The following is a 15,324-nucleotide window of genomic DNA, read 5'->3' as shown; positions in this document are numbered from 1 at the left end:
GCCGCGCCAGGGGCAGCAGCGATGCGGGGTTTACGGTCCATCGCGACGCCACCGGGGGGCCGGCGGCGTACTGATCACGCCTTGGCCTGCTCCATCAGCACCACGAAGCGGTCGAACAGCGGGCCGACATCGGTCGGGCCCGGCGACGCTTCCGGATGGCCCTGGAACGAGAACGCCGGCACGTCGGTGCGGGCCACGCCCTGGTTGGTGCCATCGAACAGCGAGCGGTGGGTCACGCGCAGGGTCGGCGGCAGGGTCGCTTCATCGATCGCGAAGCCGTGGTTCTGCGAGGTGATCATCACCCGGCCGCTGTCCAGGTCCTGCACCGGGTGGTTGGCACCGTGGTGGCCGTGGCCCATCTTCATGGTCTGCGCGCCCGAGGCCAGGCCCAGCAGCTGGTGGCCAAGGCAGATGCCGAAGGTCGGGATCTTCACGTCGATGAAGGTCTTGATCGCTTCGATGGCGTAGTCGCACGGTTCCGGGTCACCCGGGCCGTTGGACAGGAACACGCCGTCCGGCTTCAGGGCCAGCACTTCGGCGGCCGGGGTCTGTGCCGGTACCACGGTCACTTCGCAGCCGCGCTCGGCCAGCATGCGCAGGATGTTGGTCTTCACGCCGAAATCGTAGGCCACGACCTTGTACTTGGCCGGCACGCTGACGAAGGCATTGGCATCCAGGTCCAGCTGGCCCTCGGTCCAGGTGTAGGTCTTCTCGGTAGTGACGACCTTGGCCAGATCCATGCCCTTCAGCCCCGGGAACTTGCGGGCGGCTTCCAGTGCCTTTTCCACGTCGATGTCGCCGGCCATCAGCGCACCGTTCTGCGCGCCCTTCTCGCGCAGGATGCGGGTCAGCTTGCGGGTGTCGATGCCGGCGATGGCAACCACGCCACGCTGGATCAGCCAGTCCTGCAGCGACACCTGGCTGCGCCAGTTGCTGGGGCGACGCGGAACATCGCGCACGATCAGGCCGGCCGACCACACCTTGGACGCTTCATTGTCCTGGTCGGTCATGCCGGTGTTGCCGATATGCGGATAGGTCAGCGTGACCATTTGCCGGGCGTAGGACGGGTCGGTCAATACTTCCTGGTAGCCGGTCATGGCGGTGTTGAACACCACCTCACCGACGGACAGGCCGGGCGCGCCTACGGATTCGCCCTCGAATACGGTGCCGTCTTCGAGGACGAGGATTGCGGCTTGGGTCACGGGAATCTCACTTTGGCTACCGAGGGGGCTGCCGAAGTCACGCCTGCGCTTCACGGAAATCCGGTTGCAAAAAAGCGCGGACGTGCGGTCTGGGACCGGTCCGGCTTTCGTGATTCGGCGAGTGCGAATTGTAGCGCTGCCGGGGCGCTCGCGCCAGCGGTTATCGCGCTTCATGAACGGGCGATTGCGCATTCATTTCAATCCGGCGGCGTATGCGCGGTCCGCCGCCTGGTAGTGCCGGCCGCTGGCCGGCTATCCCCACGCCTTCGGGCGCCCGGAAGCTGCCGGCCAGCGACCGGCACTACCGCCCTACTGCAACAGGTCCCGTACCCGGTAGCTGCCCGGGGCGCGGCCCTGCAGCTGGCGGGCGGCGAACAGGGCGCCGCGGGCGAAAATGTCGCGGTTGGTGGCCCGGTGCACCAGCTCGATGCGCTCGCCCAGCCCGGTGAACTGCACCAGATGCTCGCCGACGATGTCACCAGCGCGCAGGCTGGCATAGTGCGGCTCCGCCCCGCCCCGCTGCGCGGCCGCGCCCAGGGTCAGTGCAGTGCCCGACGGCGCGTCCTTCTTCTGGGTGTGGTGAGACTCGACGATGTCGCAGTCCCAGCCGGCCAGCGCCTGCGCCGCGCGCTCGACCAGCTCGTCCAGCACCGCCACGCCCAGGCTGAAGTTCGAGGCCCAGACCAGCGGGATCCTCGCCGCCGCCGCCTCCAGCGCCTGGCGCTGCGTGCTGAAGATGCCGGTAGTGCCCGAGACCAGCCCCGCACCACGTTCCACGCACAGTGCCAGCATCGGGTCGAAACCCTCCGGCAGGCTGAAGTCGATCGCCACGTCGAATGCCGGCGCACCGGGCAGCTCGCTGGCCGCGAAGAACGGTACGCCATCGACCACGCGCTGGGCCGGCGCACGACCCGTCACCGCAGCGGCGATCTGCAGGGTTTCGGGATGTTCGGCGGCCAGCCGCAGCAGGGCCTGGCCCATGCGCCCGGAGGCACCGTGGATGAGCAATCGCAGGGGAGTCTGGTTCATGCCTGCAGGCTAGCGGCAGCACGCCCGCTCCGGCAAGCGCCATCGCTGCTACGCTGCATGCCCTTCATGCAATGGATGGCAGTTCCCTCATGCAGATCAGCGAACAGCTGGTGCTGGTCACCGGTGCCGGGCGCGGACTTGGCCAGCACATCGCCCGCGCCTTCGCCGCACAGGGCGCGCGCGTCATCATCAACTACCACCGAAGCGAAGGCGCCGCACGTGCTCTGGCTGCCGAGCTGGGCGGACAGGCGATCGCGCTGCCGGCCGATGTCACTGAGCGCGCCGAGGTCGATGCAATGCTGCAGCACGCCCTGGCCCACTTCGGCCAGGGCGTCACCACCGTAGTCAACAACGCACTGGCAGCGTTCTCGTTCAATGGTGATGCCCGCGACGGCGCCGCCGACATCGGCTGGCCGGCGTTCCAGGCGCAGTTCGAGGGCAGCGTGCGCGGCGCGCTGAACACCGTGCAGGCCGCCCTGCCCGGCATGCAGGCCCGTCGCTTCGGTCGGGTGATCAACATCGGCACCAACCTGTTCCAGAATCCGGTGGTGCCCTATCACGACTACACCGCCGCCAAGGCCGCACTGCTGTCGCTGACCCGCACCCTGGCCGGCGACCTCGGCCCGCATGGCATCACCGTGAACATGTTGTCGGGCGGCCTGCTGCGCACCACCGATGCCAGCGCCGCCACGCCGGAAGCAGTGTTCGACTACATCGCCGCCAACACGCCACTGCGCAGCGTCACCACGCCGGTCGAGTTCGCCGATGCCGCGCTGTTCTTCGCCAGCCCCTGGTCGCGCGCGGTGACCGGTCAGAACCTGGTGGTCGATGGCGGGCTGGTGCGGGACTGAGTCGATGCGCATCTCCGAAGTCAGCCGCCTGACCGGCGCCAGTGCCAGGGCCATCCGCCTGTACGAGGCGCGCGGACTACTGCCGCCGGTGCCACGCCTGAACCGCTATCGCGACTACAGCGAACAGGACGTGGCCTGGGTGCAGCTGATCCGCCAGGCACTGGGGCTGGGCATCACCCTGGCCGCGATCTCACGCCTGCAGGGCCGCGATGGACGGCTCGACTGGCCAGCGGTACTGGCCTTGCTGGAGCAGCAGCGCGGCCGCATCGCCGACGAGCGGATGCGGCTGGCACAGGTCGAGCGCGACCTGCAGCTGGTCAGCGACGAACTGCAGCAGTGGCTGCACTCCGGCAGCGGCGACTGCATCCTGGAACCCAGCGGCTGCACCACCCCGGTTTGACTCTGCCCCTGGGGCAGACCCTAACCTCGCGCACTTTCCATTGCGCGAGGTTGCCGTGTCCCGTTCCATCCTGATCCTGCTGGGCCATCCTGACCGTGACAGCCTGTGCGGCGCCCTCGCCCAGCGCTATGCCACCGCCGCCGAGAATGCTGGCCACCGGGTGCGCCTGATCGCGCTGGGTGACCTCCAGTTCGACCCGGTACTGCGCCACGGCTACCGTCAGATCCAGCCGCTGGAAGCCGACCTGCAGGACGCCGCGGAAGCGATCGAGGCCTGCGATCACCTGGTGCTGGTCTACCCCACCTGGTGGGGCGCGATGCCGGCACTGCTGAAGGGCTTCTTCGATCGCGTGCTGCTGCCGGGGTACGCCTTCCGCTACCGGCGCGATTCGGTGTGGTGGGACCGGCTGCTGGCCGGGCGCAGCGCGCGGGTGATCACCACGCTGGATACGCCGCCCTGGTACTACCGCTGGATCTACCGCGACCCGGGCATCGCCCAGATCCGCGCCACCATCCTGCAGTTCTGCGGCATCCGCCCGGTGCGTGTCAGCCGCCTTGGCGCTGTACGCAGCAGTACACCGGCACAACGCAGCAAGTGGCTGGCGCTGGCGGCGGAGCTGGGCTCACGGGCCAACTAGCCAGAAGAGCGTGCGAACCAAGGTTCGCACCCACCCGGGGCGTTCGCACGCACCTGGGGCGCTCGTTGCGGGTGTCGCGTTTGCCAATTGACCGCCAGGCACCGCGCCTCAAGGCTGTGGCCCCCTGTTCCGGCCCGGGCAAAGCCCATGAAATCCTCGACTGTCTTCAGCAAGTGCGCTAGGAAGACCGGCTTTGCCGGGACCACGACTACCCGCTACCGCTTGCTGGATGACGCCCTCCTTGTCGTGAATCACCAGCGTGCCAGCGAAAGCCGGGGTTTCTATGTGAATGCTGGACTCTACTTTCCAGAGCTGCTCGAGCATCCCCTCGCACCTGACGATCTTGAAACGGCTTTCAGGTACCGCTCCAGCATTCCCACGCCCCACGTCGACTGGCGGATCGAAGAGACACCAGGCCTGCGCCGGGCCTTCATCCAGCAGGATCTTGAAGACCTGCTGCAGGCTGGTAACCGCGACGGACTGAAAGGCCTGCTGCTCGATGCCCTTGCCGACGTGGCCGGCTTCGCGGCAACCCATGGGAACCGGGAATCGGTGCGGCGATTGAATCGGGATGGACGCTTCCGGGCGATCATCCGCAGAGAGGTCTGAACCCCGGAAGCGTGCGAACCAAGGTTCGCACCCACCTGCGCAGGAAAAGCAGCGTCAGTGCTGCTTCGGCGGAGTCGGCCCGCAGCTGTCGCAGCCGCCACAGGCGCCACCACTCCCGCTCGCCGGCGGCGCGACCTTCCGCCCCAGCGCCTGCAGCCAGGCAGCACGGCCCGGCTTCAGCAGGGCCAGCGCCAACGCACCGCGCAGCTTGCGCACCGTACCGGGGAACTGCTTCTTCAGCACCACCCAGGAACTGACCAGCACGGCCACCGCGATGATCAGGTACTGGATCAGCAGGCCGGCATCCATCAGCCGCCTCCCAGCGCCCTGGTCACCTGGTAGGTGATCAGGGCGGCCACGTAGGCCGCCGCGAACAGGTAGAACGCAGCGAAGCCCATCTGCTTCCACGAGTTGGTCTCGCGCTTGATGGTGGCCAGCGTCGAGATGCACATCGGGGCGTAGATGTACCAGACCAGCAGCGACAGTGCGGTGGCCAGCGACCAGCCATCGCTGATCAGCGGGGTCAGTGCCTGGCTGGCGGCATCGTCATCGGCTGCCGACAGCGCATACACGGTGGCCAGCGAAGACACCGCCACCTCACGCGCGGCCAGGCCCGGGATCAGCGCGATGCAGATCTGCCAATTGAAGCCCAGCGGCGCGAAGAACGCCGCCATCGCATGGCCGATCTGGCCGGCGTAGCTGTAATCGATCGCGGGCATGGTGGCCCCCGCCGGCGCTGCCGGGAACGACAGCAGCACCCACAGCAGGATGGTCAGCGCCAGGATGATGCCGCCAACGCGCTTGAGGAAGATCATGCCGCGTTCGTACAGGCCGACCGCCAGGTCACGCACGTGCGGCAGGCGGTACGACGGCAGTTCCAGCATCAGCGGATGCTCGCTCTTGTCGCGGCGCCACTTCTTCATGATCCACGACATCGCCAGCGCGCTGAGGATGCCGGCCGCGTACAGGCCGAACAGCACCAGGCCCTGCTGGTTGAACACGCCCCATACCGTCTTCTGCGGAATGAACGCACCGATCAGCAGCGCGTACACCGGCAGGCGTGCGGAACAGGTCATCAGCGGCGCCACCAGGATCGTGGCCAGGCGGTCACGCGGGTCCTGGATGCTGCGCGTGGACATGATGCCCGGCACTGCGCAGGCGAAGCTGGACAGCAGCGGGATGAACGAGCGACCGGACAGGCCGGCAGCGGCCATCATGCGGTCGAGCAGGAACGCCGCACGCGGCAGGTAGCCGGATTCCTCCAGCACCAGGATGAAGAAGAACAGGATCAGGATCTGCGGCAGGAACACCACCACGCCACCGACACCGGCGATGATGCCGTCGGTCAGCAGGCTGGCCAGCGGGCCTTCCGGCAGCACGCTGCCGACGAAGGCGCCGAGCCAGGCGAAACCGGCCTCGATGGCGTCCATCAGCGGCGTCGCCCAGGCGTACACGGCCTGGAAGATCAGGAACATCACCACCGCCAGGCTGACCAGGCCGAACACCGGGTGCAGCAGCCAGCGGTCCAGCGCGTCGTCGATCTTCGCGGTCCGCGCCGGCATGCGCACGGCCACCGACAGGATCTCGCGCACCTTGGCGTGGTAATCGATGCCACCTTCCGGGCCCGGCACCGGTGCATCCAGGTGCGGGACCATCGCATCCAGGCGTTCGACCAGGGCCTTGGCGCCCTGCTTGCGCACCGCCACGGTCTCCACTACCGGTACGCCCAGCTCGCGCTCCAGCGCGGCCACGTCCACCTGGATGCCACGGCGCTGGGCCGCATCAACCATGTTCAGCGCCACCACCATCGGCTTGCCCAGCTCGCGCAGTTCCAGCGCGAAGCGCAGGTGCAGGCGCAGGTTGGTGGCGTCGATCACGCACAGCAGCACATCCGGCGCGGCTTCGCCCGGGTAGAAGCCCCGGCACAGGTCACGGGTGATCGCCTCGTCCAGGCTGGCCGGATGCAGGCTGTAGGCGCCCGGAAGGTCGAGTACCGCGAACTCGCGGCCGGACGGCGCACGCAGACGGCCTTCCTTGCGCTCGACGGTGACGCCAGTGTAGTTGGCAACCTTCTGCCGGCTGCCGGTCAGCTGGTTGAACAGTGCGGTCTTGCCGCTGTTGGGGTTACCAACCAGCGCAACGCGCAGGGGGGCGGTAGTGGCAGTAGCAGTCATGCGCGTCGTTCCTGGCTGGCGGCGTCGACCACGACCCGCTTGGCTTCACTGATCCGCAGCGCGAAACGGGTGAACCCGACCTGCACCAGCAGCGGCTCTCCCCCCACCGGACCCTTGGCCACCAGGCGCACTTCCTCGCCCTTCACGAAACCCAGCTCGCGCAGGCGACGGGCGATGGCATCGTTGGCATGCAGGTCCTGCACGGACTCGACCACGGCCGAGGTGTGCAGCGGCAGTTCGGACAGCGTCATCTAGCGTGTTCTCTGCTGGATGTAAATGGTTCTCGATTCTAACATTCCCGCGTCGCGTCATGGCCCATGACCAATGGCCCGCTATGATCCATACAGGTCCATACAGGTATGGAGTGACCTTGGAATCCCATGAACGATGCTTTGCAGATCGAGCGCAGCGGCGCCGTCCTCACTCTCTGGCTGAACCGGCCGGAGCTGCACAACGCCTTTGACGCCGGGCTGATCGCCCGGCTGACCGCCGGACTGGAGGCCGCCGGCCACGATGCTTCGGTGCGCGCGGTGGTGCTGGCCGGCCACGGCGCCTCCTTCTCGGCCGGTGCCGACATGCAGTGGATGCGCGGCATGGCGGCGGCCAGCGAAGCCGATAACCGCGAGGACTCGCTGGCCCTAGCCCGGCTGATGCGCACCCTGGACGAGCTGCCCAAGCCGACCCTGGCCCGGGTCCATGGCGCGGCCTTCGGCGGCGGCGTCGGCCTGGTCGCCTGCTGCGACATCGCCATCGCCAGCACCTCGGCCCGCTTCGGCTTGACCGAAAGCCGCCTCGGCCTGCTGCCGGCGGTGATCTCGCCCTATGTGATCGAAGCCATCGGCCCGCGCCAGGCCCGCCGCTGGTTCGCCACCGGCGAGCATTTCGACGCCGACACTGCGCTGCGCATCGGCCTGGTCCACCAGCTGGTCGAGCCCGAACGCCTGGACGAGGCCGTGCAACGCCAGCTGGCCCTGCTCGACAAGGCCGGCCCGATCGCCTCGTCCACCGCCAAGCAACTGGTCCGCCAGGTCCGCGACAGCCATGACCGCGACACCCTGGATCGCGATAATGCCGCCCTGATCGCGCGCCTGCGGGTGTCCGCCGAGGGCCAGGAAGGCCTGGGCGCCTTCCTCGACAAGCGCGCCCCCCATTGGGTCACGGAAGCCTGAACATGCTCGATCATCTTGGTTTGACCAGCGCCGACCTGGCGCGCAGCAAGGCCTTCTTCCTGCAGGCACTGGCGCCACTGCAGATCGGCGTGGTGATGGAAGTGACCGCCGAACAGACCGGCGCGCACGACCACATCGGCTTCGGCAGCGACGGCAAGCCGTTCTTCTGGCTTGGCAATGGCGGCACCGTCAGCCATGGCGTGCATGTGGCCTTCGCCTGCGCCAGCCGCGACCAGGTGGACGCCTTCCATGCCGCCGCCCTCGCCGCCGGTGGCCGCGACAACGGCGCCCCGGGCCTGCGCCCGTGGTATCACCCGGACTACTACGGCGCCTTCGTGCTGGACCCGGATGGCAACAACATCGAGGCGGTCTGCCACCGCCCTGCCAATGGGGCAACCGCATGAGTGACTACGTCCGCATCGTCGAGGTCGGGCCGCGTGACGGCCTGCAGAACGAGAAGCAGTCGGTCTCCACCGGCGACAAGATCGAACTGATCAACCGCCTGTCGGCCACCGGCCTGCGCAGCATCGAGGCAACCAGCTTCGTCAGCCCGAAGTGGATCCCGCAGCTGGCCGATGCCGCCGAGGTCTATGCCGGCATCCAGCGCCGGCCCGGCATCCACTACCCGGTACTGGTGCCGAACGAACAGGGCTACGACCGCGCCCGTGCGGTGGGCGTCGAGGAAGTAGCGGTGTTCACCGCCGCGTCCGAGGCATTCAACCGCACCAATACCAATGCCGGCATCGATGAATCGCTGGCGCGCTTCGAGCCGATCCTGCGCCGTGCCGCCGCCGATGGCGTGCGCGTGCGCGGCTACGTCTCCACCGTGCTCGGCTGCCCCTACCAGGGCGAAGTGCCGCTGGCTGATGTGGTGCGCGTTGCACGCGCCCTGCACCAGATGGGCTGTTACGAAATCTCGCTGGGCGACACCATCGGCGTCGGCACCCCACGCAAGGCACGGGCGATGCTGCAGGCGGTCGCTGCCGAGATTCCGATGGAAGCACTGGCCGTGCACTTCCACGATACGTACGGCCAGGCCATCGCCAACATCGCCACCTGCCTGGAAGCAGGCGTGCGCGTGGTCGACAGTGCGGTGTCGGGTGCCGGTGGCTGCCCGTATGCCAAGGGCGCCAGCGGCAATGTGGCCAGCGAAGACGTGGTCTACCTGCTGCAGGGCCTCGGCCTGGACAGCGGCGTGGACCTGCCGGCACTGGCCGAGACCGGCCGCTGGCTGGCCGGCCTGCTCGGCCGCGCCACCGCCAGCCGCACCGGGCAGGCGCTGGCCGCCGCCGGTTGACCGCCGCACTGCGCCGCCCCGCAAAGGCGGCGCAGTGCACAACAGCGGCGGTCGCGGCTTCCGTTAGAATCGGCGGTTCTCGAACCTGCAGGACCGTTCAATGCAGCTGTCTTCCGTACGTGCCGTGATCACTGGCGGCGTCTCCGGCCTCGGCCTGGCCGTGGCCCAGCACCTCGTCGCCCAGGGCGGCAAGGTGGCCCTGTTCGACCTCAACGACGACAAGGGCGCTGCCGCCATTGCCGGGCTGGGTGCCGACAAGGCCCGCTATTTCAACGTCAACGTCAGCGATGAGGCGGCGGTGACCGCGGCCATCGACCAGGCCCACGATTTCCTCGGCGGCCTGAACGTGGCGATGAACTGCGCCGGCATCCTGGGCGCCGGCCGCGTGCTGGGCAAGGAAGGCCCGATGCCGCTGGCCGGCTTCCAGGGCACGGTGATGGTGAACCTGGTCGGCAGCTTCAACGTGGCCAAGGCCGCGGCCAACCGCATGCAGCACAACGAAGCGGGCACTGACGGCGAGCGCGGCGTGATCATCAACACCGCCAGCATCGCCGCCTATGAAGGCCAGATCGGCCAGGCCGCGTATGCGGCCAGCAAGGGTGGCGTGGTCTCGATGACGCTGCCCATGGCACGCGAACTGTCGCGCTTCGGCATCCGCGTCAATACGATTGCTCCGGGCGTGTTCTGGACGCCGATGGTCGACGGCATGCCCGAAGCCGTGCAGCAGTCGCTGGCCGCCTCGATTCCGTTCCCGTCGCGCCTGGGCAAGCCGGAAGACTTCGCCAGCCTGGTCGGCTTCATCCTCGGCAACACCTACCTCAACGGCGAGACCATCCGCCTGGACGGCGCTACCCGCCTCGCTCCGAAGTGATTCCCCACGGGCGCCGGGACGGCGCCCTCCCCCAACGACCTAGATCACCATGAAAGCCAACGACATCAAGAAGGGCAACGTCGTCGAGTACAACAACGGCGTGTACCAGATCCGCGACATCGAGCGCAGCTCGCCGCAGGGTCGCGGCGGCAACGTCCGCTTCCGCTTCATCATGTACAGCGTGCCGGGCGGCAACAAGCTCGATGCCAGCTTCGATGCCGACGACAACCTGGTCGAGGTCGAACTGCTGCGCCGCCAGTCCACCTATTCGTACAAGGACGGCGACGCGTTCGTGTTCCTCGATGACGAGGACTACACCCCCTACACCCTGGACGCGGACGTGATCGGCGACGACGCTGGCTACATCACCGATGGCCTGACCGGCATCTACGTGCAGGTGATCGACGAGCAGCCGGTGGCGATCCAGCTGCCGGCCTCGGTGGTGCTGGAAGTGATCGAGACGCCGCCGGAACTGAAGGGTGGCACCGCCACCAAGCGCCCGAAGCCGGCCAAGCTCAACACCGGCATCGAGATCATGGTGCCGGAGTACATCGTCAACGGCGAACGCGTGCTGGTGAACACCGCCACCGGCGAATTCGCGGGCCGTGCCGACTAATCGCCTCGCGCTGATCGGCTGCCTGTCCCTGCCTGCGGCGCATTCGCCGCAGGCAGGCCATCGGATGTAGCAGTCGTGTAGCACCGAGCCCACGCTCGGCTGCTGTGCGTTGGACAGGGACTGCAGCCGAGCGTGGCTCGGCTCTACAGGTAGCTTACGGCTGCTTCGCGCCGAAATTGCCGCAGCCGTGGTACTGGCGGGTGCCGATGGTCAGGTTCACCTTGGCATCGAACGCCTCGCCACTCATGTCGTCCTGGCAGGTCGTGCGCTGGAAGCTGAGCTTGACGTCGGTGCCATCGGACGCCTTGCCACTCCAGCCGTCAGCACCTGCGGTGGGCTGGGCGACATCGAAACGACGCTCACCGTAATCCACTTCCACCTGCAGGCCCGGCGTGTCGCCGTCGACAACCGCCAGCCAGCCCGGCTCATTGCCGGTGGCACGGAACGCGGCATTGCCGGCGCTGCCATCGCCTTCAGTGGCTTCGACCGCATGGCACTCGCGATCGGCTTCGCCCTTCAGGCTCAACAGGCCGTCATCGCTGCCCTTGGTCCAGAAGCTGTTGCCCTTGCCATCGCCGTACTTGGCACCCGACGCCGCACGCTCGGAGCTCATGGCGAAGGTGCGTTCGCCGATCACCACCGTGGCCGCATCCTCGCCATTGAAGGTCGCGCGCACGCTCAGATCACCACACTGGTACGTGGTCTCGCTGCCACCTTCGGTGCTGGCGCTCGGCTGCGGCGCGGCAGGCGGGGCGTCATTGCCGCCTGCGGCGGGCGGCTGGGCCGGCTGGCACGCGGCCAGCACCAACCCGAGGGAGGCTGCCAACAGACTGGGAACTACACGCATGGCTCGACTCCTTGTCGACACTACAGAGAGGCTCGACCCTACCACCTGTCGGTGAGCGGGGCCTGAAAGCGGCCTGACCGCACTCATGCGGCCAGTACCGCCATCGACAACAGCTGCGCGCCGCTTTCGCCGGAACTGCAGGTCCACACCCGCAGCAGGCGCAGTTTCAGCTCGCGCTCCTGGCCCTGCCCGCGCACCGACAAGCGCACGTCGCTGGACAACAATGCCAGGCGTCCGCACAGCAGCGTTTCCACCGCGTACGACTGCAGGCAGCGCACGTGCAGGTTTCCGGCCAGCCAGTCGCCCAGCCACGGCAGGTCGAGCAAGCGTCCGCCCTGCCCGTCCATCATGAACAATGCCGGCGATACCAGCGCGGTCAGCGCATCGTGGTCGTCATCCAGCAATGCCTGCCGCAGGCGCTGTTCCAGCGCTGCCAACTGCCGCTCATGCAGGTCTTCAACGATGTCCCGTTCCATCCACGGATCCTTCCGGCATCGGCCGGCGCCTGCGCAGGCGTTGCGCGATCCACTGCCGCGCGCCCTGCACCACTACATAGAAGACCGGCACGAAGAACACCGCCAGCACCGTCGCACTGACCATGCCGCCGAACACACCGGTTCCAATCGCCTGCTGGGTTTCCTTCGACGCGCCCTGCGCCAGCATCAGCGGCACGACGCCCAGCGCGAATGCCAACGAGGTCATCACGATCGGCCGCAGGCGCAGCCGCGCCGCCTCCAGCGCTGCTTCAACCAGGCCGCGACCCTGCTGCTGCAGCTGGCGCGCGAACTCGACGATGAGGATCGCGTTCTTCGCCGACAGCCCGATCACGGTGATCATGCCGACCTTGAAGAACACGTCGTTGGGCATGCCCCGCAACAGCACCGCAGCAACCGCACCGAGCAGGCCCAGCGGCACCACCAGCATCACCGCCAGCGGGATCGACCAGCTCTCGTACAGTGCCGCCAGCACCAGGAACACCACCAGCATCGACAACAGCAGCAACCACGGCGCCTGCGCACCGGACTCCCGCTCCTGCAGCGACTGGCTGGTCCACTGCAGGGCAAAACCGGACGGCAGCTTCTCCGCCAACCGCTCCATCTCCGCCATGGCCTGGCCGGTCGACACGCCGGAGGCCGGTGCGCCGGACAGGTTCAGCGCCGGGAAGCCGAGATAGCGCTGCAGCTGCAGCGGCGCCTCGGTCCAGTGCGGCGTCACCAGTTCCGACAACGCCACCATGCCGCCTTCGCTGTTGCGCACGTACAGCCTCAGCACATCCTCCAGCTCCATCCGGTGGGGTGCATCGGCCTGCAGGATCACCTGCTGCAGCCGCCCCTTGTTGGGGAAGTCGTTGACGTACTGCGAGCCCATCGCCGCCGACAGCGTGCTGCTGATCTGCTCGAACCCCACGCCCATCGCCTCGGCCTTGGCGCGATCGATGTCCAGCCGCACGCTGGTACCTGCCGGCAGGCCATCGGCATGCACCTCCGACAGCAGCGGACTGGCCTCGGCCAGCTTCAGCAGCTGCTGCAGGGCCGCACGCAGCTCGGCCTGGCTCTGCCCGGTGCGCGCCTGCAGCGCCAGCGAGAAGCCGGACGAACGGCCCAGGCTGTCGATCGCCGGCGGCATCACGCTCATCACCTCGCCCTCGGCAATCGTCGCCATCGCCTTCTGCGCGGCCTCCACTTCGCCGGCCGCGGTGGCCCCTGCACGCTCGCCCCAGTCCTTCAGCATCGTGTAGGTCAGCGCCGCGCTCGGGCCGGAACCGGAGAAGCTGTAGCCGAGGATCGACTGGTTGGAGCCGATGCCCGGGCGTGACGCCACGTGCCGTTCGTAGGCTTCGACCACGGCCAGCGTGCGTTCGGCGGTGGCTTCGGCCGGCAGCTGGATCGAGGTCATGAAGTAGCCCTGGTCCTCTTCCGGCAGGAAGGCGCCCGGCAGCCAGTGCAGGCCCAGCAGCAGCGCCGCCACCAGCGCGGCGAACACGCCCATGACCCGCCCGCTCCGCTGCAGCACCGACGCCACGCCACGCTGGTAGCGCCCGGTCATCCGTTCGAAGCCACGATTGAAGGCGCCGAACAGACCGCCCCGACCATGGTGGCCATGGGTGTTCGGGCGCAGCAGGGTCGCGCACAGCGCCGGCGTCAGGCTCAATGCCAGCAGCGCCGAGAACAGGATCGACACCGCCATCGCCACGGTGAACTGGCGGTAGATCGCACCCACCGAGCCGCTGGCCAGCGCCATCGGAATGAACACCGCGGTCAGCACCAGGGTGATGCCGATCACCGCACCGGTCAGTTCGCGCATCGCCTTGATGGTGGCCTCGCGCGGCGGCAGGCCTTCCTCGGCCATGATCCGTTCCACGCCCTCGACAACCACGATGGCGTCGTCGACGATGATGCCGATCGCCAGCACCATGCCGAACATGGTCAGCACGTTGATCGAGAAGCCCAGCGCCAGCATCACCGCGAAGGTGCCCAGCAACGCGATCGGTGCGACCAGTGCCGGAATCAGCGTGTAGCGCCAGTTCTGCAGAAACAGGTACATCACTGCGAACACCAGCAGCATCGCCTCCAGCAGCGTCTGCACCACCTTCTGGATCGAGATCTTGACGAACGGTGCGGTGTCGAACGGAATGCTCGCCTCCACGCCGCGCGGCAACAGCGGCGCCAGCTCGGCCATGCGCTCGCGCACCGCCGACGCGGTGCGAACCGCGTTCGCGCCAGGACGCAGCTGCACGCCGGCGGCGGTGGCCGGATGACCATCCTCGCGGGTGCCCCAGGCATAGCTCTGCGCGCCCAGTTCAACGCGGGCGACATCGCCCAGCACCACCCGCGAGCCGTCGGCCCCGGCGCGCAGCACGATGGCAGCGAACTGCTCCGGCGTGGACAGCTGGCCATCGGCACTCAGCGGCACGGTGATGCGCTGGCCCGGAACACCCGGAGAATCGCCGATGCGCCCCGGCGAGATCTCCAGGTTCTGCTGCTCGATGGCAGCGGCCACGTCACCCATGGTCAGCCCATAGCCGGTCAACCGGGTCGGGTCCAGCCACACGCGCATCGCCTGTTCGGCACCGAACAGCTGCACGCGGCCGACGCCATCGATGCGGCGCAGCTCCTCGATGATGTTGCGCGCCATGAAGTCGCCCAGTGCGGCCTCGCTGACGCTGGCATCCGGCGAACGCAGGCCGACCAGCATCAGGAAACCGGAATCGGCGGCCTCCACGAACAGGCCGTTCTGGCGCACGCTGCGCGGCAGGCGCGGCTCGATCGCCTTGATCCGGTTCTGCACGTCCACCTGCGCCAGCTCCGGGTTGGTGCCCGGCTTGAAGGTGGCGGTGATCGAGGCTTCGCCGGACGTGTCCACCGACGACTCGAAGTACAGCAGGTGCTTGACGCTGGACAGCTCGCGCTCGATCAGGCCGACCACCGCGTCATTCAGCGTCTGCGGGCTCGCACCCGGGTAACTGGCGTAGATGCTGACGCTGGGCGGGGCAACCGCCGGATAGCGCTCCACCGCCAGCCGCGGGATCGCCAGCACACCGGCCAGGATGATGAAGATCGCCAGCACCCAGGCGAACACCGGGCGATCGATGAAGAAACGTGCCATGTTGGATTTTCCTGGA

17 protein-coding genes are annotated in these 15,324 nt (G+C 68.0%); 9 read left to right on the top strand and 8 right to left on the bottom strand.

The genetic code is table 11. The features are described from left to right. Positions 1–74: 74 nt before the first annotated feature. Positions 75–1,202, bottom strand: coding sequence for a glutamine-hydrolyzing carbamoyl-phosphate synthase small subunit (gene carA / locus AC5P7E_RS15160; RefSeq protein ID WP_005413213.1), 1,128 nt, complete (start codon positions 1,200–1,202; stop codon positions 75–77). Positions 1,203–1,511: 309 nt separating this feature from the next. Beyond that, positions 1,512–2,231 (bottom strand): 4-hydroxy-tetrahydrodipicolinate reductase, encoded by a 720-nt coding sequence (gene dapB, locus AC5P7E_RS15155; protein WP_099523820.1) that lies wholly within the window; start codon positions 2,229–2,231, stop codon positions 1,512–1,514. 89 nt (positions 2,232–2,320) lie between these two features. Between dapB and AC5P7E_RS15150 the strand changes: the two genes are divergently transcribed. The 4 genes from AC5P7E_RS15150 (at position 2,321) to AC5P7E_RS15135 (ending at position 4,728) form a co-directional block, all read left to right on the top strand. Continuing rightward, positions 2,321–3,082 (top strand): 3-oxoacyl-ACP reductase, encoded by a 762-nt coding sequence (locus AC5P7E_RS15150; RefSeq protein WP_087803352.1) that lies wholly within the window; start codon positions 2,321–2,323, stop codon positions 3,080–3,082. 4 nt (positions 3,083–3,086) lie between these two features. Further along, positions 3,087–3,482: a MerR family transcriptional regulator gene (locus tag AC5P7E_RS15145; RefSeq protein WP_059034362.1), complete on the top strand. Its 396-nt coding sequence runs from the start codon at positions 3,087–3,089 to the stop codon at positions 3,480–3,482. Between the two features lie 55 nt (positions 3,483–3,537). Beyond that, complete coding sequence (locus tag AC5P7E_RS15140; protein WP_099479816.1) at positions 3,538–4,119, top strand: NAD(P)H-dependent oxidoreductase; 582 nt, start codon at positions 3,538–3,540, stop codon at positions 4,117–4,119. Positions 4,120–4,266: 147 nt separating this feature from the next. Continuing rightward, positions 4,267–4,728, top strand: coding sequence for a DUF4304 domain-containing protein (locus AC5P7E_RS15135; RefSeq protein ID WP_012480065.1), 462 nt, complete (start codon positions 4,267–4,269; stop codon positions 4,726–4,728). Positions 4,729–4,782: 54 nt separating this feature from the next. Here the strand turns inward: AC5P7E_RS15135 and AC5P7E_RS15130 are convergent, their stop codons facing one another. The 3 genes from AC5P7E_RS15130 to AC5P7E_RS15120 are packed head-to-tail and all read right to left on the bottom strand — an operon-like array spanning position 4,783 to position 7,153. After that, positions 4,783–5,037: a DUF6587 family protein gene (locus AC5P7E_RS15130; RefSeq protein WP_099523818.1), complete on the bottom strand. Its 255-nt coding sequence runs from the start codon at positions 5,035–5,037 to the stop codon at positions 4,783–4,785. After that, positions 5,037–6,902: a ferrous iron transport protein B gene (feoB, locus tag AC5P7E_RS15125; RefSeq protein WP_005413205.1), complete on the bottom strand. Its 1,866-nt coding sequence runs from the start codon at positions 6,900–6,902 to the stop codon at positions 5,037–5,039. Before feoB ends, AC5P7E_RS15130 begins: the two co-directional genes overlap by 1 nt. Further along, positions 6,899–7,153, bottom strand: a complete 255-nt coding sequence (locus AC5P7E_RS15120) for a FeoA family protein (protein WP_005409473.1) — start codon at positions 7,151–7,153, stop codon at positions 6,899–6,901. The genes feoB and AC5P7E_RS15120 overlap by 4 nt, the downstream gene beginning before the upstream one ends. A 129-nt stretch (positions 7,154–7,282) precedes the next feature. Between AC5P7E_RS15120 and AC5P7E_RS15115 the strand changes: the two genes are divergently transcribed. The 5 genes from AC5P7E_RS15115 to yeiP all read left to right on the top strand — a co-directional run bounded on the left by AC5P7E_RS15115 (position 7,283) and on the right by yeiP (position 10,855). Beyond that, on the top strand, positions 7,283–8,071 hold the full coding sequence (locus tag AC5P7E_RS15115) for an enoyl-CoA hydratase/isomerase family protein (RefSeq protein WP_087803362.1): 789 nt from the start codon (positions 7,283–7,285) through the stop codon (positions 8,069–8,071). Positions 8,072–8,073: 2 nt separating this feature from the next. Further along, a complete protein-coding gene (locus tag AC5P7E_RS15110; protein ID WP_114618765.1) occupies positions 8,074–8,475 on the top strand; it encodes a VOC family protein in 402 nt (133 codons plus the stop codon). Then, on the top strand, positions 8,472–9,368 hold the full coding sequence (locus tag AC5P7E_RS15105) for a hydroxymethylglutaryl-CoA lyase (RefSeq protein ID WP_012480063.1): 897 nt from the start codon (positions 8,472–8,474) through the stop codon (positions 9,366–9,368). Before AC5P7E_RS15110 ends, AC5P7E_RS15105 begins: the two co-directional genes overlap by 4 nt. Before the next feature lie 100 nt (positions 9,369–9,468). Then, on the top strand, positions 9,469–10,239 hold the full coding sequence (locus AC5P7E_RS15100; protein WP_005409469.1) for an SDR family oxidoreductase: 771 nt from the start codon (positions 9,469–9,471) through the stop codon (positions 10,237–10,239). 49 nt (positions 10,240–10,288) lie between these two features. Continuing rightward, the gene (gene yeiP, locus AC5P7E_RS15095) at positions 10,289–10,855 is read left to right on the top strand and encodes an elongation factor P-like protein YeiP (RefSeq protein ID WP_005409468.1); all 567 of its coding nucleotides are present in this window, start codon (positions 10,289–10,291) and stop codon (positions 10,853–10,855) included. Positions 10,856–11,009: 154 nt separating this feature from the next. Here the strand turns inward: yeiP and AC5P7E_RS15090 are convergent, their stop codons facing one another. The 3 genes from AC5P7E_RS15090 to AC5P7E_RS15080 form a co-directional block, all read right to left on the bottom strand. Continuing rightward, on the bottom strand, positions 11,010–11,702 hold the full coding sequence (locus tag AC5P7E_RS15090) for a COG3650 family protein (RefSeq protein ID WP_005413200.1): 693 nt from the start codon (positions 11,700–11,702) through the stop codon (positions 11,010–11,012). A gap of 83 nt (positions 11,703–11,785) precedes the next feature. Further along, on the bottom strand, positions 11,786–12,178 hold the full coding sequence (locus tag AC5P7E_RS15085) for a nuclear transport factor 2 family protein (protein ID WP_087803366.1): 393 nt from the start codon (positions 12,176–12,178) through the stop codon (positions 11,786–11,788). Further along, the gene (locus AC5P7E_RS15080) at positions 12,159–15,308 is read right to left on the bottom strand and encodes a multidrug efflux RND transporter permease subunit (protein ID WP_062605891.1); all 3,150 of its coding nucleotides are present in this window, start codon (positions 15,306–15,308) and stop codon (positions 12,159–12,161) included. Before AC5P7E_RS15080 ends, AC5P7E_RS15085 begins: the two co-directional genes overlap by 20 nt. Between the last annotated feature and the right edge of the window lie 16 nt (positions 15,309–15,324).

The sequence above is a fragment of the Stenotrophomonas sp. YJH_SMC_25 genome, assembly GCF_059369595.1.
The sequence above is the reverse complement of the archived record's forward strand: the minus strand, read 5'-3'. Positions and strand labels throughout refer to the sequence as shown.

Excerpts from the sequence above, each read along its gene's own strand:
- dapB (WP_099523820.1), bottom strand. The coding sequence starts at position 2,231 with ATGAACCAGACTCCCCTGCGATTGCTCATCCACGGTGCCTCCGGGCGC.
- AC5P7E_RS15150 (WP_087803352.1), top strand. The coding sequence starts at position 2,321 with ATGCAGATCAGCGAACAGCTGGTGCTGGTCACCGGTGCCGGGCGCGGA.
- AC5P7E_RS15145 (WP_059034362.1), top strand. The coding sequence starts at position 3,087 with ATGCGCATCTCCGAAGTCAGCCGCCTGACCGGCGCCAGTGCCAGGGCC.
- AC5P7E_RS15135 (WP_012480065.1), top strand. The coding sequence starts at position 4,267 with ATGAAATCCTCGACTGTCTTCAGCAAGTGCGCTAGGAAGACCGGCTTT.
- AC5P7E_RS15130 (WP_099523818.1), bottom strand. The coding sequence starts at position 5,037 with ATGGATGCCGGCCTGCTGATCCAGTACCTGATCATCGCGGTGGCCGTG.
- feoB (WP_005413205.1), bottom strand. The coding sequence starts at position 6,902 with ATGACTGCTACTGCCACTACCGCCCCCCTGCGCGTTGCGCTGGTTGGT.
- AC5P7E_RS15120 (WP_005409473.1), bottom strand. The coding sequence starts at position 7,153 with ATGACGCTGTCCGAACTGCCGCTGCACACCTCGGCCGTGGTCGAGTCC.
- AC5P7E_RS15115 (WP_087803362.1), top strand. The coding sequence starts at position 7,283 with ATGAACGATGCTTTGCAGATCGAGCGCAGCGGCGCCGTCCTCACTCTC.
- AC5P7E_RS15110 (WP_114618765.1), top strand. The coding sequence starts at position 8,074 with ATGCTCGATCATCTTGGTTTGACCAGCGCCGACCTGGCGCGCAGCAAG.
- AC5P7E_RS15105 (WP_012480063.1), top strand. The coding sequence starts at position 8,472 with ATGAGTGACTACGTCCGCATCGTCGAGGTCGGGCCGCGTGACGGCCTG.
- AC5P7E_RS15100 (WP_005409469.1), top strand. The coding sequence starts at position 9,469 with ATGCAGCTGTCTTCCGTACGTGCCGTGATCACTGGCGGCGTCTCCGGC.
- yeiP (WP_005409468.1), top strand. The coding sequence starts at position 10,289 with ATGAAAGCCAACGACATCAAGAAGGGCAACGTCGTCGAGTACAACAAC.
- AC5P7E_RS15090 (WP_005413200.1), bottom strand. The coding sequence starts at position 11,702 with ATGCGTGTAGTTCCCAGTCTGTTGGCAGCCTCCCTCGGGTTGGTGCTG.
- AC5P7E_RS15085 (WP_087803366.1), bottom strand. The coding sequence starts at position 12,178 with ATGGAACGGGACATCGTTGAAGACCTGCATGAGCGGCAGTTGGCAGCG.
- AC5P7E_RS15080 (WP_062605891.1), bottom strand. The coding sequence starts at position 15,308 with ATGGCACGTTTCTTCATCGATCGCCCGGTGTTCGCCTGGGTGCTGGCG.